This is a genomic window from Williamsia soli, assembly GCF_017377795.1.
Taxonomy (GTDB): Bacteria; Actinomycetota; Actinomycetes; order Mycobacteriales; family Mycobacteriaceae; genus Williamsia; species Williamsia soli.
The window spans coordinates 837,645-859,222 of record NZ_JAFRDR010000002.1 but is presented as its reverse complement, the minus strand read 5'-3'; the positions used below and the strand labels follow the sequence as shown (position 1 = coordinate 859,222).

At 65.4% G+C, this 21,578-nt stretch carries 21 protein-coding genes and 1 rRNA gene; 13 read left to right on the top strand and 9 right to left on the bottom strand.

Annotation, left to right across the window (positions count from 1 at the left end):
• Window positions 1-3 precede the first annotated feature (3 nt).
• Both rrf and glsA read left to right on the top strand, forming a co-directional pair.
• Window positions 4-120 (top strand): 5S ribosomal RNA (gene rrf / locus J3S28_RS08570).
• A 105-nt stretch (window positions 121-225) separates the two neighbouring features.
• Window positions 226-1,635: a glutaminase A gene (gene glsA / locus J3S28_RS08565; RefSeq protein WP_207839454.1), complete on the top strand. Its 1,410-nt coding sequence runs from the start codon at window positions 226-228 to the stop codon at window positions 1,633-1,635.
• Here glsA and J3S28_RS08560 read toward each other — a convergent pair.
• Entirely contained in the window at window positions 1,610-2,176 is a 567-nt protein-coding gene (locus J3S28_RS08560) for an NUDIX domain-containing protein (protein ID WP_207839453.1), read from the bottom strand. The genes glsA and J3S28_RS08560 overlap by 26 nt on opposite strands.
• 68 nt (window positions 2,177-2,244) lie before the next feature.
• Between J3S28_RS08560 and nucS the strand changes: the two genes are divergently transcribed.
• Entirely contained in the window at window positions 2,245-2,925 is a 681-nt protein-coding gene (gene nucS / locus J3S28_RS08555) for an endonuclease NucS (RefSeq protein ID WP_207839452.1), read from the top strand.
• A gap of 17 nt (window positions 2,926-2,942) precedes the next feature.
• Complete coding sequence (locus J3S28_RS08550) at window positions 2,943-3,185, top strand: Rv1322 family protein (RefSeq protein ID WP_207839451.1); 243 nt, start codon at window positions 2,943-2,945, stop codon at window positions 3,183-3,185.
• Here the strand turns inward: J3S28_RS08550 and J3S28_RS08545 are convergent.
• Both J3S28_RS08545 and mce read right to left on the bottom strand, forming a co-directional pair.
• Window positions 3,166-4,209: a coiled-coil domain-containing protein gene (locus J3S28_RS08545; protein ID WP_207839450.1), complete on the bottom strand. Its 1,044-nt coding sequence runs from the start codon at window positions 4,207-4,209 to the stop codon at window positions 3,166-3,168. The genes J3S28_RS08550 and J3S28_RS08545 overlap by 20 nt on opposite strands.
• Window positions 4,210-4,338: 129 nt before the next feature.
• A complete protein-coding gene (gene mce / locus J3S28_RS08540; RefSeq protein WP_207839449.1) occupies window positions 4,339-4,821 on the bottom strand; it encodes a methylmalonyl-CoA epimerase in 483 nt (160 codons plus the stop codon).
• 113 nt (window positions 4,822-4,934) lie between these two features.
• Between mce and J3S28_RS08535 the strand changes: the two genes are divergently transcribed.
• From J3S28_RS08535 to J3S28_RS08520, 4 genes are all read left to right on the top strand, one after another.
• A complete protein-coding gene (locus J3S28_RS08535; RefSeq protein WP_207839447.1) occupies window positions 4,935-6,122 on the top strand; it encodes an acetyl-CoA C-acetyltransferase in 1,188 nt (395 codons plus the stop codon).
• Window positions 6,119-6,499: a DUF3817 domain-containing protein gene (locus tag J3S28_RS08530; RefSeq protein ID WP_207839445.1), complete on the top strand. Its 381-nt coding sequence runs from the start codon at window positions 6,119-6,121 to the stop codon at window positions 6,497-6,499. The genes J3S28_RS08535 and J3S28_RS08530 overlap by 4 nt, the downstream gene beginning before the upstream one ends.
• Before the next feature lie 44 nt (window positions 6,500-6,543).
• Window positions 6,544-7,707 carry an MFS transporter gene (locus tag J3S28_RS08525; RefSeq protein WP_307796962.1) on the top strand — a complete coding sequence of 388 codons (1,164 nt, stop codon included), beginning with the start codon at window positions 6,544-6,546 and terminating at the stop codon, window positions 7,705-7,707.
• Between the two features lie 159 nt (window positions 7,708-7,866).
• Window positions 7,867-8,790, top strand: coding sequence for a tetratricopeptide repeat protein (locus tag J3S28_RS08520; protein ID WP_207839617.1), 924 nt, complete (start codon window positions 7,867-7,869; stop codon window positions 8,788-8,790).
• A gap of 29 nt (window positions 8,791-8,819) precedes the next feature.
• Here the strand turns inward: J3S28_RS08520 and J3S28_RS08515 are convergent, their stop codons facing one another.
• The 6 genes from J3S28_RS08515 to J3S28_RS08490 form a co-directional block, all read right to left on the bottom strand.
• The gene (locus tag J3S28_RS08515; protein ID WP_207839442.1) at window positions 8,820-10,268 is read right to left on the bottom strand and encodes a neutral zinc metallopeptidase; all 1,449 of its coding nucleotides are present in this window, start codon (window positions 10,266-10,268) and stop codon (window positions 8,820-8,822) included.
• A gap of 15 nt (window positions 10,269-10,283) precedes the next feature.
• Entirely contained in the window at window positions 10,284-12,500 is a 2,217-nt protein-coding gene (gene glgB / locus J3S28_RS08510) for a 1,4-alpha-glucan branching protein GlgB (RefSeq protein ID WP_207839441.1), read from the bottom strand.
• The gene (locus J3S28_RS08505; protein WP_207839615.1) at window positions 12,497-14,503 is read right to left on the bottom strand and encodes a maltotransferase domain-containing protein; all 2,007 of its coding nucleotides are present in this window, start codon (window positions 14,501-14,503) and stop codon (window positions 12,497-12,499) included. The genes glgB and J3S28_RS08505 overlap by 4 nt, the downstream gene beginning before the upstream one ends.
• 88 nt (window positions 14,504-14,591) lie before the next feature.
• Window positions 14,592-16,721, bottom strand: a complete 2,130-nt coding sequence (locus J3S28_RS08500; RefSeq protein ID WP_207839440.1) for an ATP-dependent DNA helicase — start codon at window positions 16,719-16,721, stop codon at window positions 14,592-14,594.
• Between the two features lie 31 nt (window positions 16,722-16,752).
• The gene (locus J3S28_RS08495; protein ID WP_307796960.1) at window positions 16,753-17,343 is read right to left on the bottom strand and encodes an isochorismatase family protein; all 591 of its coding nucleotides are present in this window, start codon (window positions 17,341-17,343) and stop codon (window positions 16,753-16,755) included.
• The gene (locus J3S28_RS08490) at window positions 17,340-18,671 is read right to left on the bottom strand and encodes a nicotinate phosphoribosyltransferase (protein WP_207839439.1); all 1,332 of its coding nucleotides are present in this window, start codon (window positions 18,669-18,671) and stop codon (window positions 17,340-17,342) included. The genes J3S28_RS08495 and J3S28_RS08490 overlap by 4 nt, the downstream gene beginning before the upstream one ends.
• A 101-nt stretch (window positions 18,672-18,772) precedes the next feature.
• Between J3S28_RS08490 and clpS the strand changes: the two genes are divergently transcribed.
• Genes clpS through J3S28_RS08465 form a run of 5 tightly spaced genes read left to right on the top strand, consistent with a single transcriptional unit; the run spans window position 18,773 to window position 21,570 of the window.
• On the top strand, window positions 18,773-19,108 hold the full coding sequence (clpS, locus tag J3S28_RS08485; protein WP_237341335.1) for an ATP-dependent Clp protease adapter ClpS: 336 nt from the start codon (window positions 18,773-18,775) through the stop codon (window positions 19,106-19,108).
• Between the two features lie 3 nt (window positions 19,109-19,111).
• Complete coding sequence (gene aosR / locus J3S28_RS08480; RefSeq protein ID WP_207839437.1) at window positions 19,112-19,693, top strand: oxidative stress transcriptional regulator AosR; 582 nt, start codon at window positions 19,112-19,114, stop codon at window positions 19,691-19,693.
• A 56-nt stretch (window positions 19,694-19,749) separates the two neighbouring features.
• Window positions 19,750-20,853 carry a P1 family peptidase gene (locus J3S28_RS08475; RefSeq protein WP_207839435.1) on the top strand — a complete coding sequence of 368 codons (1,104 nt, stop codon included), beginning with the start codon at window positions 19,750-19,752 and terminating at the stop codon, window positions 20,851-20,853.
• 30 nt (window positions 20,854-20,883) lie between these two features.
• Window positions 20,884-21,288, top strand: a complete 405-nt coding sequence (locus tag J3S28_RS08470) for a M67 family metallopeptidase (protein ID WP_207839434.1) — start codon at window positions 20,884-20,886, stop codon at window positions 21,286-21,288.
• Window positions 21,289-21,297: 9 nt separating this feature from the next.
• Window positions 21,298-21,570 (top strand): MoaD/ThiS family protein, encoded by a 273-nt coding sequence (locus tag J3S28_RS08465; RefSeq protein WP_084834378.1) that lies wholly within the window; start codon window positions 21,298-21,300, stop codon window positions 21,568-21,570.
• Window positions 21,571-21,578: the final 8 nt, after the last annotated feature.

Here is a 21,578-nt window from a genome sequence, read left to right as displayed (position 1 = left end):
AGTTACGGCGGCTATAGCGGTGGGGAAACGCCCGGTCCCATTCCGAACCCGGAAGCTAAGCCCACCAGCGCCAATGGTACTGCACCCTAATCAGTGTGGGAGAGTAGGACACCGCCGAACACAATTTCCGCTGAAGGCCCCTCATTCGTGAGGGGCCTTCAGTGCGTTTGGCACAGATCCGCTCCTGACCTGCCGATATATGTCCACGTTTGCTTAGATGAACACATGTCATCCTTGGTCGCCGGCCCCTCTCTGGTGGAGGCCTACCTCGAACACATACGCAACACCTGTCTGGTCGGCACGGATGGCGAGCTCGCCGATTACATCCCAGAATTGGCGCGTGTGGATCCGACGAAGTTCGGACTGTCTCTCGCCCTGCACGACGGCTACGTGTACTCCATTGCCGACGCGGATGTAGGGTTCACCATCCAGTCGGTATCCAAGCCGCTGACCTATGCGCTTGCCCTGACGCACAAGGGATTCGAACTGGTCGACGAGCGAATCGGAGTCGAGCCCTCCGGCGAGGCGTTCAACGAGATCAGCGTCGACAGCAAGAGGCGGCCGCGCAATCCGATGATCAACGCCGGTGCCATCTTGTCGGCGTCGATGCTCCTCGAGGTGGAGCCCGATGTCGATCGCGCCTTCGCGGAACTGTTGGAGTTCTACTCGGCGTGTGCGGGTCGGCAGCTGGTCCTCGACTCGGATGTCTACAACTCAGAGATGCGGAGCGGGGCCCGCAATAGGGCCATCGCGTACATGCTGCAGAGCTTCGGGGTTCTGCAGGCTTCTCCGGAAGCTGCGATCGACCTCTACTTCCGGCAATGCTCATTGATCGTCACAACCGATGACCTCGCTGTGATCGGCGGAACACTGGCTAACGGCGGGGTCAACCCGCGGACCGGCAGACGTGCCGTCGGGCAGGCGGTGGTCCAGCGGGTACTGAGTGTGATGACCACGTGCGGCATGTACGACGGAGCCGGAGACTGGGTCACCACCGTCGGACTGCCGGCGAAAAGCGGCGTCGGCGGCGGAATCATGGCTGTCCTGCCCGGCCAACTCGGTATCGGTGTGTACTCGCCGCTGCTCGACGAACACGGAAACAGTGTTCGCGGGGTGGCCGCATGCAAGCGGCTGTCGGCGGACCTGGGGCTGCACATGTTCAACGTTGCTCGCGAGAGCAGGGTGACCGTCAGGTCTTTCCACACTGCGGCCGAACTCGACATCGACACCGATCGCCCCGACACCGATCGCACCGACACCGAACGCCGGTACCTTCGTGGCAAACGTGACCGGATCAGGATCTTCGAGCTCCAGGGCGACCTCACGTTCTCGGGCACCGAGAGCGTCTTGCGACGACTGCGTGCCACCGCGCAGGAGTTCGAGGTTGCGATCCTCGACATGACCAGGGTGGACCACGTCGACGAGGTGTCCCGATCGATGTTCGTCGGGGCCAGTCGCAACTTGAAGGGTGCTCAGCGCAGCGCGGTCATCGTGGATCCTGACGGCGTCGTGGTCCGCCGCAGTGCCCACCGGAGTGAGCCTGGCCCCGGTCTCGAGTATGTGGTGACCACCATGCACGAGGCGCTCATCCGCGCGGAGGATTTTTTGCTCAAGTTGGCGGTCGAGGAGGGCTAGTCTTCGCGGCATCGTGCGTGATCAACAACGCCAGAGCAGCGAGGGTCTGCGCGTCGCAGATCTCGCCGGACGCCACCGCCGCCCACACCCGCTCGACGGTCCACCATCGTGCGTCCATGTCCTGTTCCTCGTGTTCGCGCGCGGGTGGACCCGGCGACAGGGCTTCCGCCAGGAACACTGCCTGTCGTTGACTGCTGAAACCCGGTGCGACATCGACAGACCCGATCTGCGTCATCGACTGCGACCGCAATCCGGTCTCCTCCGAGAGCTCTCTCACGGCGAGTTCTTCCGGAGGAAGACTCTGCCGATCAGGCGCGGTGCCTGCGGGAAACTCCCAACGCCGAGCCTGCACCGCGTATCGAAACTGTTCGACGAGGTAGAGGCGATCGTCATCGCGCGGGATGACGATCACGCCGGCAGGCTTGTCTATGACGCTGTAGATACCCGGGCTGCCATCGGCCCGGACGATCTCGTCCTCACGCAGCGACAGCCAGGGATTGGCATAGATTTCGGTGGAGGACACTCGCATGATCGACACCACACCAGAATATGGCGGGCGCGCGGCAGGGGGCCGCTGGCGTCCGGTGCCACGGGCCTAAGGTGGACGTCGTGCGTCTAGTCATTGCCGAGTGCCAAGTCGACTATGTTGGTCGGCTCACCGCCCACCTCCCCAGAGCGCGTCGACTCCTGTTGATCAAGTCCGACGGTTCGGTGAGCGTGCATGCCGATGACCGTGCGTACAAGCCATTGAACTGGATGAGTCCGCCGTGCTGGCTGGTGGAGACCGAGCCGGACACAGCGGAGGCTCCCCAACTCTGGGTCGTCACGAACAAGGCGGGCGAGGAACTACAGATCACGATCTTTGCTGTGGAGCACGATTCGAGCCACGAGCTCGGCCTGGATCCGGGACTGATCAAGGACGGTGTCGAAGCGCATCTGCAGGAACTGCTCGCCGAGCATGTCGAGACACTCGGAAGTGGCTACTCGCTGGTCAGACGCGAATACATGACCGCCATCGGGCCGGTCGACCTGCTATGCCGGGATGCCGACGGCGTCTCGGTCGCCGTGGAGATCAAACGCCGCGGCGAGATCGATGGCGTCGAACAGCTGACCCGCTACCTCGAACTGATGAATCGAGACCCCTTGCTGGCGCCCGTGCACGGAGTGTTCGCGGCGCAGCAGATCAAACCGCAAGCGAAAACCCTGGCGAATGATCGAGGGATCCGTTGTGTGACACTCGATTACGACAAGCTCCGGGGAACCGAGAGCACTGAGTTCAAGCTCTTCTAGAGCCCAGGCGAACAACCGTGGAGATCATCGAGTCGGGACCGGACGGGTACGACCACTACGTCCGGCCCATCAGCGGCCAGCGCGCGGTCAAAGAGTATCGGTGCCCCGGCTGCAACCAGGTGATCTTTGCCCGTACCCCACACGTGGTCGTCTGGCCCGCGGACGAGTACGGGGGTGGCAGCCTCGTCGCCGAGCGCAGGCACTGGCACACAGGATGCTGGCGTCGCGGCAAGAACATCGCTAGCGGTAAGAAGCGCTGATCTCCTCTGGCGCGTCGTCCGCGTCCGCGTCGGCTTCTGCGTCTGTGGTGCTCGCCTCGGTCGAGGGCTCGTCATCGTTCTCGAATGGATCCGATGGTGCCTGCGATCCGGACTTGTGCAGCAGCGCGTTGTCCGACAGCTCCTTGTTCAGAAGTCCAGTGGTGTCGGGATCGAGGAGTTCCGGTTCGGCTTCGGCCTCTGCCAGGAGTTGGGGAACCTCGTCCAGCTGACTGCGGATCTCGCTGAGCTGAGCCAGCATCCGGCTGCGCAGCACCCGGATCTGCTCAGTGACCTCCTGCGCGCGAGTGACCCGCTCGGTGGCAGCCGATGCAGCGCGTTGCCGCGTGCTCTCCGCCTCTGCACGAGCAGTGTCGAGGCGCTCCTTGGCCTCCGCCTTGCTGTTGCGATCGAGTTCCTTCGCCTGCTCGAGAGCCTCCGAGCGCCGGGCGGCCATCGTCAGATCGAAATCTTCCTGAATCCGCTCCCGGTTGCTCTGAGCGCGGGCATCGAGTTCCTCGGCCTGCGCAGTAGCCTCGGCGATGATGCGCTTCGCCTGTTCGTGGGCAGCGCTCATGGTGGCCTCGTGCTCGGATTCCATCGCCTCACGACGCCGCGCCATCTCCTCGCGCTGGCGAGTGATTTCGTCGCGGTGCTCTTGTGCTTCCTGTCTCGCAATCGACAGTGTCTCTGCTGCTTCGGCTTCGGAACGAGCACGAATTTCTGAAGCCTCGTCGGAGGCCAGCCGGAGCATGCTCGACACGCGCTCACTCATGCCCTGGACCGTGGTCGGCGGAACGGAGAGTTTGTTGACCTCCCGGCGCAGCGCGTCGATCTCATCACGGGCGATCTCGAGATTGTCGGCGAGTTCACGTGCATTGGCGGTCGCGGCATCCCGATCTGCCGCGATCACCCGCATTTCGGCATCGAAACGCCGGAAGAAGTCATTGACCTGATCGCGGTCATAGCCGCGCATGACGGTGGCGAAAGGCAAGCCGGAAGCAGAGGTGGCCTCGTGGTTTGGCATGGTGGAGATTTTACGCTGCTCCGAACGCCATACCTGCCACGACGGCCAGGCGCCGGCGAGGAGTTACCGTGCTGCAACCATCCACGAGAGCAGGTGCCCGCTGAGCGGTGCTCGGTGTCCTCGCACCACTCAGTGGGGGTCGGCGGCAGGCTCGACCAATTCGAGCAGAACGCCACCGGCATCCTTCGGGTGGATGAAATTGATGCGTGAGTTCGCGGTGCCGCGGCGGGGGGTGTCGTAGAGCACCCGGATACCATTCGCGACCAGGCGACGGGTCACCTCTTCGACGTCGGTGACGCGCACGGCCATCTGTTGCAGGCCAGGGCCGTTGCGGTCGATGAACTTCGCGATCGTGGAGGTCTCGTCGATGGGGGAGAGCAACTGGATCAGCGCATGCGTCTTCTCGGCGCCCTCGGGGCCGACCATTGCTTCCACGACGCCCTGCGCCTCGTTGGTCTCCTGATGCAGGGTGACCAGACCGAGGTTCTCGAGGTACCACGCCTTCGCGGCGTCGAGGTCGGGCACGGCGATGCCCACGTGATCGATGGCGGTGACCAGATCGCCGATGGCGCTCAGCGTCGCTGACTGGGGGTTCTGTTCAGAGGCACTCATGGTCTAAAGGTAGCGTTGGGGGAGGCCATTACACCATTCAGCCACTGGCCGGGAGACGTTTGCTCCCGGTTGCCGGAGAACTCCGGCGGTTTTGTCAAGAGAGGTCAGAAGAGATGTCGACGTCGGTAATCGTGTCGGGAGCGCGCACCCCCATCGGGAGATTGATGGGCTCGCTCAAGGATTTCAGCGCTGTGGACCTGGGCGCGATCGCCATCCGCGGGGCACTCGAGAAGGGGAACGTTCCCGCCTCCGAGGTCGAGTACGTGATCATGGGTCAGGTGCTGGGCGCGGGCGCCGGGCAGATGCCTGCGAAGCAGACGGCGGTCAAGGCCGGAATCGGTTGGGACGTTCCAGCTCTCACCATCAACAAGATGTGCCTGTCAGGGATCGATGCGATCGCGCTGGCCGATCAGCTCATCCGCGCCGGCGAGTTCGACTGCGTGGTGGCCGGTGGCCAGGAGTCGATGACTCAGGCCCCGCACATCCTGCCGGGCAGCCGCGGCGGCTTCAAGTACGGCAACACCGAGCTGGTTGATCACATGGCGTTCGACGGGTTGCACGATCCGTTCACCGACCAGGCCATGGGAGCTCTCACCGAGCAGCAGAACGACGTAGAGAAGTTCACCCGTGTCCAGCAGGACGAGTTCGCCGCCCAGTCGCATCAGCGTGCGGCCACCGCGTGGAAGAACGGGCTCTTTGCCGATGAAGTCGTGCCCGTGAGCATCCCTCAGCGCAAGGGCGACCCGATCGAGTTCTCCGAGGACGAGGGCATCCGAGCCGACACCACCGCTGATTCACTCGGTCGCCTGCGCCCTGCGTTCCGCAAGGACGGCACGATCACCGCCGGCAACTCCTCGCAGATCTCCGACGGCGCAGCCGCGGTCATCGTGATGAGCAAGACCAAGGCCGAGGCCCTCGGACTCGAGGGGCTGGCCGAGATCGGACCGCACGGTGTCGTCGCCGGCCCCGACTCCACTCTTCAGCATCAACCGGCCAACGCCATCCGCAAGGCCTGCGGGCGTGCGGGCATCGACCCCAAGGATCTCGACCTCCTCGAGATCAACGAGGCCTTCGCCGCGGTCGGTTTGTCTTCCGCCGCCGACCTCGGTGTCGACGAGAGCAAGGTCAACGTGAACGGCGGCGCAATCGCGGTCGGCCACCCGATCGGTGTGTCCGGTGCACGGATCACGCTGCACCTCGCTTTGGAATTGGCCAGGCGCGGAGGCGGAACCGGCGCTGCGGCGCTGTGTGGCGCAGGCGGACAGGGCGACGCCCTCATCATCACGGTGCCCGCGAAATGAGCAGGTCGGCCACAGCACTGCTGTTTCGTATCGTGGCGATCGCCGAGGCCATCACCTGGCTGGCGCTGCTGATCGCGATGTTCTTCAAGTGGGTGCTGGGCCATGAGGAGGCCGTTGCCGTGCCGGGCATGGTGCACGGCATCGTGTTCGTCGTCTATGTATTGATCACGATCGCCACCGCTTTCGTGTTCGGGTGGAACCGCACAATCGTGGAGACGCCGCTGCCGAAAGTTTCCTTTCGTTTGAGGCTTCCGATAACGATCTGGGCCTTGGCTGCAAGCATCCCGCCGTTCGGCACGCTGTTTTTCGAGGTGTGGGCAAAGCGAAACGGACATCTTGACGCTCTGGGGTCATCGTCCAAGGCTGCCGCCTCCTGACGACATCCCCGGCTGCCGCCACCCATCTGCACCCGCGGGTGCGGGTGGCGGTGTCGGGGATCTTTGCTCTCAACGGCCTGCTCGCTGCCATGTGGGTGGCACATATTCCGGTTGTGCAGTCGCGGACCGGCGTCGATCATGCCACCCTCGGTGGCCTGTTGCTGGCGCTCGGCGGGTCCGCGTTCATCGGCATGCAGGTGATGGGACCGCTGACCGACCGGTTCGGGTCCCGGTATCCCACCGTCATCAGCGCGATCGCACTGTCCGGCGCCATCGTCCTGCCCGGCCTGGCCACCGGGACCACCTCACTCGCGTTGGCGCTGGTGGCGTTCGGTTTCTGTAATGGCGCACTCGACGTCTGCATGAACTCACAGGCGGTTCTCACCGAACGTGAATACGGCCGCCCGATCATGTCGTCGTTTCACGGATTCTTCTCCGTCGGAGGCCTGATCGGATCGGGTGTGGTCGCCGCCACGGTGGCAACCGACGTCCCACTGCCTGCGACCTTGCTCGTGTGCTGCGCGCTCGGTGTCGCGACGACACTGCTACTGGCAGGGTCGTTACTCCCCGGACGTCCGGGCGATGGACGGTCCGATGCGGAGATCGTCGCAGACGGCGTGGAGCGTAAACCGTGGGGCCGGATCGCACTGCTGGCTGCGGTGGCCTTCAGCGTGATGCTCGCCGAGGGCACTGCCTATGACTGGAGTGCTTTGCATCTGGTCGAGCGTTTCGACCAGCCCGAAGCGATGGGCGCCGTCGCGTTCGGGGCGTTCAGCGCCACGATGGTGATCGCGAGATTCTCGGCGGACGCTGTGAGCGCGAGGCTGGGTCCGGTGGCGGTGGTCCGGGTGGGGGCACTGGTCGCAGTCGCCGGAATCGCCGTCGTCATCTGCTCTCCGACGCCGCTGCTGAGTGTTGTCGGGTGGGCGATCTTCGGCCTCGGTGTGGCCGGGGGAGTACCGCAGTTGTTCACCGCTGCAGGAAATCTCTCGAAGCGATCGAGCGGTCAGACCATCTCGCTGGTGGTGGGCTTCGGCTATGTCGGGATGTTGTCCGGCCCGGCCGTCATCGGCCCGTTGAGTCACTGGTGGTCGCTCGGGTCTGCGCTGTGGATCGCGGCCGCGGGAATGCTGTTCGCCGCGGTGGCCGCCCCCATCGTCCGGCCGCGCGACACCGCGACCGAACCCGTGCGCACGACGTCTCACTGACTCGACAATCTGCTATGTCGGTTTCTGGCGCTGTCAGCTTGTGGCGAACGCTGGAAGACCTCAGCACACATCGCTTCGAGGTCGTGCCAAACTGGACTGGTGAGCAGACCGCAACAACGTAATCCCGCTTCCGCGTCCGCAGTGAGAGCAGCCGCCGCGATGTCCGGTGCAGTTGACCTCTCGGTGTTGAAGGAGCGCGCCGATGCCGGGCGCGCGCAGGCGAATCGTCCCGCGTCGCCGGCACCTCCCGCCGGTGGCGCCGCAGCGCCGTCGTCCGGCGGCGCGTTTCCTGCGGTGTACGACGTGACCGAGGCCGACTTCGAGGCCGACGTAGTGGCGCGATCCGGACAGGTTCTGGTCCTCGTCGATCTGTGGGCGACCTGGTGCGAGCCGTGCAAACAGCTTTCGCCGACCCTGGAGGCGCTGGCTGCGCAGTCCGGTGGCAAGTGGGTGCTGGCGAAGGTGGATGTCGATGCCAATCCGCGGATCGCGCAGTTGTTCGGAGTGCAGTCGATTCCGACCGTGGTCGCGATCGTCGCCGGGCAACCGGTGTCGGCATTCGCGGGGGTCCAGCCTGCGGGGCAGATCCAGGGCTGGATCGACGACCTCCTCGCCAAACACGGAGCAGAGTTGACCGGTGCTCCGGCTGCGGATGGTGCCGAACCTGAACCGGAGCCCGAGGACCCGCGCATGATCGCCGCGGAGACCAAGCTCAACGACGGCGACATCGACGGCGCCCTTGCCGATTACAAGGAAATTGCTGCAGCCGAACCCGGGAACGTCGAAGCCGCTTCGCTGGTGCGCAACCTCGAGTTCGTCGCCCGCGCCCAGAAGCACGATGCCGCAACCCTCGCCGACGCGGCACCGGACGATGTTCCGGCCCAGTTGGCGGCGGCCGACCTCGAGTTGCTCAACCAGCAGCCCGAAGCCGCGTTCGATCGGATCATCAAGGTGATCTCACGAACCGCGGGCGACGAGCGGACCGCAGCCAGGACCAGACTGCTGGAGCTGTTCGAACTCTTCGATCCGGCCGAGTCGTTCGTGGTCGCGGCCCGGCGCAAACTGGCGACAGCTCTGTACTGACTCCCGAGGGTCGGCGACGTCGCGCTACGTCACGGGTCGTAGCGCGAGCAGCCGTCCTCAGGGTCGAAGTACCCGGCTGTGAAGGCGTCGATCCGCGCGAATCCGCTCGGCAGTGAGCGGCCGGCGACGTCGCTCGCCACCGCGCCGCTGACCAGGAGACCTGACACCAGCTCGTCGAGGTCACCGCCACGCAACGTGAACGTGCCGGAATCGGCGGTGGAACGGGCCCAGCGGCCGGTGTCGCACGCCGCCCTCGCAGCGGTGACCGGCCGGTCGATCACCTGCCCGCGGGCGCTCTGCGCAGCGACCGAATACCGCGACGCCACCAGCGAGTAGGCGCTGAAATCGCCGCCGATGAAGCTGGGCAACCCAGCCGGCCCGTTCGTGCCGTTCGTGGCGATCAGCGCGAGCTGATCGGGATCCATCGACACCGTGTTGGTGCTCGGGCAGAATGCGACCGGAGCCTGCGCGACCTCGGCCAGATCGACGTCTGCGCATGAGCCGTCGAGTGCCGTGCGCTCAACCACCGGCCGAACCGCCTCGGAGAGGTCGAAGAAGCTCTCTACCGACGTCACCACAGACTCCAAACCGGCCTCACTGAACGGCGTGGAGTCGATCGACCCGGTGTTGTCGAATCGTGGGGGCATCTGATCACGCTTTTCGTCGACGTAGAGCTGGCCGATCGCGCCGCAGAAGGCGGCCCCGGAGCTGAATCCCGTCTCGAAGGCATCGGCGCGCTCGAAGGCGGTGCCGTGATCGGATTGGCCGCGACGACCGTCTCGCGCCGAGATGAGTGCGGCGATGGCGGTGTTCAACCCGTCTCCGGTGTTGATCTCGAGATACGTGCCGTGGCCCTCGGCGAGCCAGCGGATGAAGGTACCCGACAGGCAGTCGGCCTGTTGCTCGCTGACGATGGGTGAGGCGGACTTGTCGAAGCCGCCGATCATCTGGATGTAGTGGCCGTACTCGTGCGCGATCACGGTGACCGGGGCCATCGGGCCGAACTCCTCGAGTAGTGCCGGCATCAGCACGCCTCTGTCCCAGCCGATTTCGACGCGATCGGGGCAGAACGCGGCGTTGACCTGGCGGAAAGTGGACTGCCCGCAGAACGACTCCGACAGTGACTCGGACGCTTCGGCATCCCACGAGACGAAGCTGAGGCCGGTCTTGAAGCTCTGGCCGAACGCGGGTTCGAAGGCTTTTTTCCAGTACGTGTCCAGGTCGGCCAAGGCAGCGGCCATGAGTTCGTCGATCTGGTCGCCGGTGCCTCCGCGAATGTCCAGATCAGGTCCGGTGGTGCCCGATCGCAGCCCATTGGGCCCGGTCGTGACCGGCATCCCGGCAACGGTGAAGGCATCGCTGAAGGCGGACACCGCATCGCCGGTGACCTGCTCGCGGCGATCGTCGGAGGCGCATGCCGCCAACACCAGTAGGACAACGCCGATCAGCGGCCCGATCAGTACCCGACCGGTTGTCATCTAGCGCCTCGGCCGTCAGGCCGGGGTGAGCCAGATGGCCCCGTTGGCCGGGAGGGTCAACCGGGCGCAGGCAGGACGTCCGTGCCACTCCTCTTCCGCTGCGATCACCTGACCGAGGTTGCCCTCGCCGCTGCCGCTGTATGCCGGTGCGTCGGTGTTGAGGATCTCGGTCCACGTGCCTGCCGACGGCAGTCCCACGCGATATTCGGTGCGGGTGGTGCCAGAGAAGTTGAACACACATGCCACCACCGAACCGTCCGATCCCCAGCGCAGGAAACTGATGATGTTGCCCGCGGTGTCGTTGGCGTCGATCCATGAATAGCCGTTGGGCGTGATGTCCTGGCTGTAGAGCGCGGGGTGGGCCCGATAGACGCTGTTGAGATCGGTGACCAGTGCCTGGACCCCGGAGTGCAATTCACCTTCCCAGCCCTCGAGTTGATCCCAGGACAAACTGCGGTTCTCCGACCACTCCGGTGTCTGCGCGAACTCCTGGCCCATGAACAACAGTTGCTTGCCGGGATGCGCCCACATGTACGCAAGCAGTGATCGAACGCCCGCGGCCTTGGCCCGGGAATCGCCAGGCATCCGTGACCACAACGTGCCCTTACCGTGCACCACCTCGTCGTGACTGATCGGCAAGACGAAGTTCTCGCTCCAGGCGTACATCAGCGAGAAGGTGATCTCGTGGTGGTGGAAACTCCGATGGATCTGGTCACGGCCGAGGTAGCCGAGGGTGTCGTGCATCCAACCCATGTTCCACTTCATGCTGAAACCGAGGCCACCCAGAGTGGTGGTGCGCGTCACGCCGGGCCAGGACGTGGATTCTTCGGCGACAGTCACGACACCCGGATGGTGTTTGTGCACGGTGGCATTCATCTCCTGGATGAACTGAACTGCCTCGAGATTCTCGCGCCCGCCGTAGATGTTGGGGGACCAGCCCCCCTCGGGTCGGGAGTAGTCGAGATAGAGCATGGAGGCCACGGCGTCGACGCGAAGTCCGTCGATGTGGAACTGATCGAACCAGTAGAGCGCGTTGGCGACCAGGAAGTTGCGGACCTCGTTGCGGCCGAAGTCGAAAACGTAGGTACCCCAGTCCAATTGCTCGCCGCGCTGGGGGTCGCCATGTTCGTAGAGTGGGGTGCCGTCGAACCGCGCCAACGCCCAGGCATCCTTCGGGAAGTGGGCGGGGACCCAGTCGACGAGGACACCGATTCCGAGGGAATGGAGATGATCGACGAAGTAGCGGAAGTCGTCGGGGCTTCCGAACCGCGACGTCGGTGCGTAGTACGAGGTGACCTGATAGCCCCAGGAGCCGCCGAAGGGATGCTCGGATACCGGCAGCAATTCCACGTGCGTGAAACCGAGTTGGATGACGTAGTCGCCGAGCTGCTGCGCCAGCTCGCGGTAGTCCAGACCCTGGCGCCACGATCCGAGGTGGACCTCGTAGACGCTCATCGCCTCGTCGGTGGCCACGATCTGCTCACGGTCTGCGATCCACGCGTCGTCTGTCCACTCGAACGACGTCTCTGGGATCACCGACGCAGTCGCCGGGGGGATCTCGGTGGCGCGTGCCATGGGGTCGGCCTTCTCGCGCACGATGCCGTCGTTGCCCGTGATCCGGAACTTGTAGGTGGTCCCGGGTCCGACGTCGGGCACGAACACCTCCCACACGCCGCTCGATCCCAGCGAACGCATGGGTGCGGTGTGTCCGCGCCAGCCGTCGAAACTGCCGATGAGCGTCACGCCCTGGGCGTTGGGCGCCCACACGGCGAAACTGGTGCCGCCGACGTCGCCGTCGGCTGTCGTGTAGAGCCGAGCCTGAGGGCCGAGGATCTCCCACAGCCGTTCATGACGGCCCTCGGTGAACAGGTGGATGTCCAACTCGCCGAGACTGGGGAGGAACCGGTAGCCGTCGGCGACGACGAACTCGCGGTCGGAGCCGCCGTCGTCGGCGTTCGGATAGGTGACCCGATAGCGGTAGTCGATGAGGTCGGTGATCGGCACCGCTGCGACCCACAGCACTGAATCTTGTTGTGTCAATGGGTACTCGGTGCCGCCGATGATCGCGCTCACCGCGCTCGCATCCGGTTTGAGGGTGCGTAGCACGGTATGTTCACCGACCGGATGGGCGCCGAGGACGCCGTGCGGATTGTGGTGGGTGCCCGCGAGTAACCGGTCGAGGTCTGCTGCGGGCAGCAGTGCGTCGGGTACAGCGTCAGATGATGTTGTCATGAGGGTGTCCTGAACGCGAGGTTACGGCGGGCGGCTTCGGGCATGGGGGGCAGCGCGACGATGTGGGCCACCGATCGCCAGGGTTCGAGTCGAACGAAATTGGCCTGACCCCAGTGGAAACTCTCGCCGCTGACCTCATCCACCCCGCTGAACCGGTCCTGCCAGTCGTATCCGATGGACGGCATGTCCAGCCACAGCGTGGATTCTTCCGCACCGTACGGGTTGATGTTCACCACGACCACCACGGTATCCCCGGTTTTCGGGTCGAACTTGGAATACGCGATCAACGCATCGTTGTCCACGTGGTGGAACTTCAGATACCGCAACTGCTGCAGCGCGGGATGTCGTCGCCTGATCTCGTTCAGCGACCGGATCCAGCCTTCGAGTGACTCGCCCCGGCTCGATGCACCCTTGTAATCGCGGGGACGCAGCTCGTACTTCTCGGAGTCGAGGTACTCCTCACTGCCTTCTCGGACGGCGTGGTGTTCGTACAGCTCGTACCCGCTGTACACGCCCCACGTGGGGGACAGGGTTGCGGCCAACGCCGCGCGCAGTGCGAACATCCCTGGACCGCCGTGCTGCAGCGATTCATGCAGGATGTCGGGCGTGTTCACGAACAGGTTCGGCCTGGCGATGTCGGCGTTACCCGCGATCTCGTTCCCGAACTCGGTGATCTCCCACTTCGCGGTACGCCAGGTGAAGTACGTGTAGGACTGCGTGAAACCGAGCTTGCCCAGTCCGTACAGGCGGGCCGGGCGGGTGAACGCTTCAGCCAGGAACAAGACGTCGGGATCGCGCTTCTTCACCTCGACGATGAGCCACTCCCAGAAGTCCGGTGGCTTGGTGTGAGGGTTGTCGACCCGAAAGATCTTGACGCCCCTGGCAACCCAGCCGAGAACCACTTTGAGGACACCCCGGAAGATTCCGTTGCGGTCGTCGTCGAAGTTGAGGGGGTAGATGTCCTGGTATTTCTTGGGGGGATTCTCGGCGTACCGGATACTGCCATCGGGTTCGGCGGTGAACCAGTCCGGATGCTCGGTGGTCCACGGGTGATCTGGTGCGCACTGGAGAGCAAGGTCGAGTGCGACCTCCATGCCCAGTTCTTCCGTGCGATGCCGGAAGTACTCGAAGTCCTCGAAAGAACCGAGGCGAGGATGAATCGCATCGTGCCCACCGTCCTTCGACCCGATGGCCCACGGTGAACCGACATCGTCCGGGCCGGCGGTCACCGAGTTGTTGGGCCCCTTGCGGTTGACTTCACCGATCGGGTGGATGGGTGGGAGGTATACGACGTCGAAGCCCATGTCGGCGATCCGTGGGAGATCCTCCGCAGCGGTCAGGAATGTCCCGTGTACGGGGCGTCCCTCGTTGTCCCAACCTCCGGTGGAGCGTGGGAACAGCTCGTACCACGACCCGAACAGGGCCCGGGTGCGGTCGACCCACACCCGGTGGGTACGACTCTTGGTCACGAGTTCGCGGACCGGATAGGTCGTCAGCAGGTGAGCTGTCTGCGCCGATAATGCGGGTCCGACGCGGTCCGGCAGTGCCAGATGCGAGTCGCGCAGCGCCGTGGCCGCGTTCGTCAACGTGTCACGATCTGTCGGGGGTGTGAGTTCGAGGGCGCGATCGAGTAGCCGTGCACCCCGTTCGATGTCGTTCGCGAGCTCCGCGCTCCCTTGACCTGCCGCGAGCTTCTTGTCCATTGCGTCGCGCCAGGTACTGAAGGGATCACTCCACGCGTCGATGCGATAAGACCAGTAGCCCGTCGCGTCGGGACTGAAGAATGCGTTGAACGTGTCGGGCTCCGCACCCGGCGACATTCGAACATCCAGAGCACCCGCGCGACTCGGACCCTCGACATGCAGGGTGGCGGCCACCGCGTCGTGGCCCTCGCGCCATACGGTTGCACTGACTGGAAAGATTTCTCCGACAACCGCTTTCGCGGCGAACTGACCCGAAGAAACCACTGGGGCTATGTCATCGATCCCGATGCGCCCAATCACCTTGTCGGCCACCTCTCACAGTGTTGTTGCCAGCGTTGCTCACGTCGTCGTGCTGCTTCCCACCGTATGCGACATCGAGGTATCCGGCTCAGGCTCTGCCGCCATCGGTGGTGTTCGTCCCCTGCAGTCGGGACAGCGCGCCGCGCACCAGCTGTCCGTCGGTCGTGCGCCAGAACGGCGGCAGCGACGCGAGCAGATAGTTCCCGTAGCGAGCTGTGGCCAAACGTGAATCGAGTATCGCGATCACGCCGCGGTCCGACGTGCCGCGCAAGAGGCGGCCCGTTCCCTGCGCGAGCAGCAGTGCAGCATGGCCTGCCGCGATGGCCATGAAACCGTTGCCACCGCGTGCGGCGACCGCTCGCTGGCGGGCCATCAGCAGCGGATCGTCGGGTCGGGGAAAAGGGATCCGGTCGATCAGGACGAGATTGAGCGACGGACCGGGCACATCGACGCCCTGCCATAGCGACAGAGTCCCGAACAGGCACGTCTTCTCGTCGGCAGCGAACTCCTTCACCAGGGCGCCCGTGGCGCCGTCACCCTGGCACAGGACGGGTAGGTCGATGCGCGTGCGCACCGCTTCGGCCGCCTCTTTTGCCGCCCGCATGGACGAGAACAGGCCAAGCGTCCGCCCACCCGCGGCTGTGATCAGTTCGACCACCTCGTCGAGAGTGCGGGCCGACATCCCCTCGCGGCCCGGCGCGGGCAGATGCTTGGCCACGTAGAGAATGGCTGCTTTCTGGTGGTCGAAGGGCGAACCCACGTCGAGACCGTTCCACGTGACCTTCTTGTCGTCGGCCGGCGGGGGTTTGCCGATCGCGGTGATGCTCTGCGCGGACCTGGTCGCCTCCGTCTCCGGGTCCGAGTCCTGGTCGGCAGAGCTGGCGCTGGGGCGATGAGGTGGCAGTCCCCAGCTCGCGGCCAGGCCATCGAACGATCCACCGACGGTCAACGTCGCCGAGGTCAAGATGACTGTCGCGTGCGCGAACAGCGAAGCCCGCAGCAGTCCGCCGACCGACAGTGGCGCTACTCGCAGCACGCGCTTGCGGTCGCCGCGGACGAGGTCTTCGCCGATCCAGACCACGTCAGGTCGCTTTGCCTCGTCGGGGTCGTCGAACGCGGCGAGGATGCGTACCGCGGTGTCATGCATCTCCTCGAGGCTGGTCAGTGCTGCCGACCGGGCCGCGTTGGCCTCGGGGTCGACCTCGCCACTGCGTCGCACCGGTCCGATCGCGGTGTGCGCTCTCCACAGCCGGTCACGCAACGACGAGAGGGCGAGGGGTGCTCCGTCGGGGAGCCCGGTCCACCGGCCCGGTGCGTTGTCCTCGAGTAGTGATTCGATCAGTTCGCCGCTGCCGGAGATGTCGTCCGCGAGTTCGTCGTCGACGAGTTTTGCGCACCGCCTGGCCACGCCGGCCACCGACGCACCGGAGATCTCGGCGGTCGCGACCGAGGTGATGCGGTCGGCGAGTTCGTGGGCTTCGTCGACGACGACCACGTCGTGTTCGGGCAGGATCGCGGCGGGGCTCATCGCGTCGATGGCCAGCAGCGCGTGGTTGGTGACGACGACGTCGGCCTTTCCCGCTCTGGCCTTGGCTTTCTCGGCGAAGCAATCCGCGCCGTAGGAGCAGTTGGTGGCGCCGAGGCATTCGCGTGCCGAGACGCTGACCTGGCGCCACGACCGGTCGGTCACCCCGGGCGTCAGATCGTCTCGATCGCCGGTCTCTGTGTCCGACGTCCACTCGCGGAGTCGGGTGACCTCCCGGCCGAGCCGTGAAGCCGCAAACGGGTCGGCTTTTGCGCCGCCGATCGCCTCGAACAGGTCGCCATCCGGTTCCTCGATGGTGCCCGCGTGAATCTTGTTCAAGCACAGGTAGTTCCCGCGACCCTTGAGGATCGCGAACTCGGGCGCGCGGCCGAGGGGACCGGTGAGTGCCGTGGCCGTCCGGGGGAGGTCGCGTTCGACGAGCTGACGCTGTAGCGCGATGGTCGCGGTCGAGACCACCACCGTCTTGCCGGTGTCCACCGCATGACGGAGCGACGGCACCAGATACGCCAGAGATTTGCCGGTGCCGGTGCCGGCCTGGACGGCCAGGTGCTCACCGGTGTCGATGGAGTGGGCGACGGCCGATGCCATCTTCAGCTGTCCATCGCGCCTGGCCCCACCGAGCGCCTCGACCGCAGACGACAGCAGGTCGGGCACCTCGGGGATGTCTGTCATCGCGCCCCGGTGGTCCGTAGCACCGGGAGCGTCACAGCGGCCGGGCCGCGACAGCGGAGACCACAGAGACCCCGGCCCCGGTCATCGTCGCGATGGCCGCCCCGGTCGTCTCGGGGCTGACACCGGCGGAGTACTCGAGCAACACGCGGGTCGTCAAACCCGCCTTCCGAGCATCGAGTGCGGTGGCCAGGACGCAATGGTCGGTCGCCAGTCCGACGACGTCGACGGCGTTGATATCGCGTTCGCGGAGCCAGTCACCGAGCGCGACGCCAGCTGCGTTCGTGCCCTCGAAACCGGAGTAGGCCGCACTGTATTCACCTTTGGAGAAGACCTCATCGGCGACGCCGGCGTCGAACGCGGGATGGAAATCCACACCGGGCGTGCCGACGACACAGTGCGGCGGCCAGCTGTCGACGAAGTCGGGCGTCTCGGAGAAGTGATTGCCGGGATCTATGTGGTGATCGCGGGTTGCGGCGACCGCCAGATAACCATGATCGCGGTCGGTGTAGGCCGCGATCGCTGCGGCGACGGCGGCGCCTCCGGACACCGCCAGCGAGCCACCTTCGCAGAAGTCGTTCTGGACGTCGACGATGAGCAGAGCTGTTCGAATGTGTTGGGTCACGGTCGATACCCCTCCGGTTGGTGCGTTTCTGGCGCGATGAACCGGACCGGTATTGCCGGTTCCCCCCGCGATAGTCCCAAACCCTCCCACGGAAGACTGACAAGGGCAGCAGCGAGGTGTTCTCGGGAGTCATCGAGGGTTGGCAGATCCACGACGGGCTCGCCACCGCGTACCAGCGGGATCTGGAGCGGCCGTGCGGTGAGTGTCGTCTCCGGCGCCGCGGTACCGGTGGGGTAGATGATCTCTTCCACGATGGTGCCGGTGGCCTTCGCGGTGCGTATCGCGGTTTTCGCACCGCCCCGCGATTCCTTGTGACTGGCGCGTTTTGCCACCGGAATCCCGTCGACCTCGACCAGTTTGTAGACCATGCCCGCAGTGGGTGACCCGGACCCGGTCACCAGGGACGTCCCGACCCCGTAGACGTCGACGGGTTCGGCGCGCAATGACGCGATCGCATATTCGTCGAGGTCGCCGGAGACCACGATGCGGGTATTGCTCGCACCCAGGTCGTCGAGTTGCCTGCGAACCTGCCGGGCGAGCACCCCGAGGTCACCGGAGTCGATGCGGACCGCGCCGAGCTCGGTGCCCGCGACCTCGATCGCGCTGGCGACGCCCTGGGTGATGTCGTAGGTGTCGACGAGCAACGTCGTACCCACGCCCAGTGTTGCGACCTGCGCCGCGAATGCGGCCTTCTCGTCGGGGCCGTCGGCGCTCGTGTGAAGCAGGGTGAACGAATGAGCGCTGGTGCCCGCGCTGGGCACGCCGTGCCGGCGCGCCGCCTCGAGGTTGGACGTCGCCGACAGGCCCGCGAGATACGCGGCCCGCGACGATGCGACCGCGGCCTGCTCGTGGGTACGCCTCGACCCCATCTCGATGATCGGGCGAGATCCGGCTGCGGTGACCATGCGGGCGGCCGCGGAGGCGATGGCGCTGTCATGGTTGAGGATCGACAGGGCAAGGGTCTCGAGCACCACGGCTTCGGCGAAGCTCCCGCGCACTGTGAGAATCGGAGAACCGGGAAAGTACAGCTCGCCTTCGGGGTAGCCGTCGATGTCTCCCGAGAACCGGTAGTTGCGCAGCCACTCGAGGGTGTCGGCGTCCAGGAACTTCTCCACGACTGCGAGTTGCTCCGGACCGAATCGGAACTGCGAGAGTTGCTCGACCAGACGCCCGGTCCCTGCGACGACACCGTAGCGGCGTCCATCCGGCAATCGACGCGCGAACACCTCGAACGTGCACGTGCGATGGGCGGTGTGGTCGGCGAGCGCGGCTGCAACCATGGTGAGCTCGTACTGGTCTGTCAACAATGCTGTGTTCATTGAGGTCACCGTCAACACCCTAGGCCGCGGCGCGTACCGGCGTGTGGGCGCAGCAGGCTGTCTTCGAAGCGGTCACTATCGGTACCCTAGGCGTCATGCGCGGACAGATGATGACCGCACCGCCCCGCTGCGAACCATGGTTGGCGGCGGGCGACGGTCAGCACGAGATTACCCCGTCGAGTACCGCCGTTGCCGAACGTGACCAGGCAGTGGACAGGCCGTGGGTGACCATCGTGTGGGACGATCCCGTGAACCTCATGCGCTACGTCACGTACGTGTTCCAGAAGCTCTTCGGATACAGCGAGACGAGGGCGTCGGAACTGATGATGCAGGTTCATACCGAAGGCCGCGCCGTCGTCTCCACCGGCGATCGGGACAAGGTTGAACTCGACGTCCAGAAACTGCATGCCGCAGGCCTGTGGGCCACCATGCAGCGGGACAGTTGACCAGTGCGCAACTGGAAACGGCGCGGATCGGGCGAGCGGCTGCGGATAACCTCGGAACTCGACTCTCATGAGTCCGACCTCATCGCCTCACTCGTCACGTCGATGACCGAGCTGCTCGACGAGCGGCAGTCGACCGCACCGACCGATTCGCTGGCAGACCTGACAGGCATCGAGGCTGGACACTCGACACCGCCGACGGATGCGACTCTCGGGAGGCTGTTCCCCGACTTCCACCGCCCCGACCAGGACGAGACGACCACCGTGGACGCGGTGACCGGGGACCTCAACGGCGCATTGCGCAGTTTGCACGAACCGCACATCATCAACGCGAAACAGGAAGCGGCGCAGGTGGTCTTGGATTCGTTGCCGGCCGGCGGCGGTCAGATCTCGCTGAGTCCGCAGGAGGCCGACCAGTGGCTCTCGGCGATCAACGATGTGCGGCTGGCGCTCGGCGCGATGATCGGTATCGACGAGTCCACCCCCGATCAACTTCCGGAAGGGGACCCGATGGCGGCTCATCTCGACGTGTACCACTGGCTCACGGTGGTGCAGGAACTGCTGGTGGTCGCACTGATCGGTAAGTGACTTCCGGCCGCGCCTCGCGGCACGCGGCGACATCTTCGAAGGGTAGGGCACCACAAGTGATTCCCGGCGCATCCGATTCGATCACCGACGTCGCAGGGGTGCAGGTCGGGCACCATCATCGCCTCGACGACGAGGTCCGGGTGGGCACAGACGACGTGGCGGGCGAAGGTTGGGCGACGGGCACCACGGTTGTGTTGCTTCCCGACGGTGCGGTTGCGGCAGTCGACGTGCGGGGCGGGGGACCGGGCACCCGGGAGACCGACCTGCTCGATCCCGCGAACACGGTGCAGACGGCGCACGCGATCGTGCTCAGTGGCGGTAGCGCGTACGGACTGGCAGCAGCCGACGGGGTGATGACCCACCTGGAGGATGCCGGCCTCGGTCTGGCCATGGACACCCGTGGGTCGGTGGTACCCATCGTCCCGGCTGCGGTGATCTTCGATCTCGCGGTCGGGAGATGGACGGCCAGACCCGACCGCGACTTCGGTAGGCTCGCGGCGCAGGCGGCCGGCCCGGGCGTGGAACTGGGATCGGTCGGTGCGGGGACCGGCGCACGGGCGGGTGCGCTCAAGGGCGGTGTCGGGTCGGCGAGCATCACGTTCACCTCGGGTCCGGCGACGGGGATCACGGTCGGCGCCCTGGTCGTCGCGAACCCCGTCGGGGCGGTGATCGACCCCGCCAGCGGATTGCCCTGGGGTGCGCTGCCGATCGAGCTCGACTACTTCGGACTGCGCAAGCCCTCGGACGTCGAGACCGCCGCTCTGTCAGAACTGACCGCGAAGTCGAGTCCGCTCAACACCACGATCGGGGTGGTGGCAACCGACGCCGACCTCGACCCGGCATCAACCCAGCGGGTCGCGATGACCGCTCATGACGGGCTCGCCCGCGCCATCCGTCCGGCACATTCGCCGCTCGACGGCGACACGCTCTTCGCGGTCGCCACCGGTTCGGTGAACCCGACACCGCGAGAGACCCCGGTCATCCCGAGAGGCATGAACCCGAATGTCGCCCTCGTCGCCGCAATCGGAGAGGCCGCGGCGACCGTCGTGCAACGGGCCATCGTCACAGCCGTGATCGCGGCAGCTCCTGTCGCCGGAATACCGACCTACCGGCAGACGTTGCCATCAGCGTTTGAGTCACGAGCCCCGTCATCGACGTAGCCCTACACCGAACCGACTACGGAGGTAGCAGTGCTCACCATCAGCCGTTCGCTGGTCGACTCGATGGTCGCGCATGCTCGTACGGACCATCCCGACGAAGCCTGCGGTGTGATCGCGGGCCCGGAGGGTTCGGATCGGCCGGAGCGGTTCATCGCGATGGTCAACGCAGAACGCTCACCGACCTTCTACCGGTTCGACTCCGGCGAGCAGCTCAAGGTGTGGCGCGAGATGGAGAGAGCGGCTGAGGAACCGGTGGTGATCTATCACTCTCACACTGGGACCGAAGCGTACCCGAGCCGTACCGATGTCTCGTACGCCTCCGAACCGAACGCACACTACGTCTTGATCTCCACCCGAGATCCCGACACCGAGGAGATCCGCAGTTACCGGATCGCCGACGGAGTGGTCACCGAAGAAGAGATCGACATCAACTAGGAGTTCGCCATGGCGGTAACCGTTTCCATCCCCACGATCCTGCGGACATACACCGACGGGAACAAGCGCGTCGAATCCACCGGTGCGACGGTGGCCGAACTGATCGACAATCTCGATGCGAGCCACGGCGGGCTCAAGGACCGCCTCATCGCTTCCGGAAAGCTACACCGATTCGTCAACGTCTATGTCAACGACGAGGACGTCCGGTTCTCCGGCGGACTCGACACCGCCGTTGCCGACGGCGACGAGGTCACGATTCTGCCTGCCGTCGCCGGCGGCTGAGACCAGCA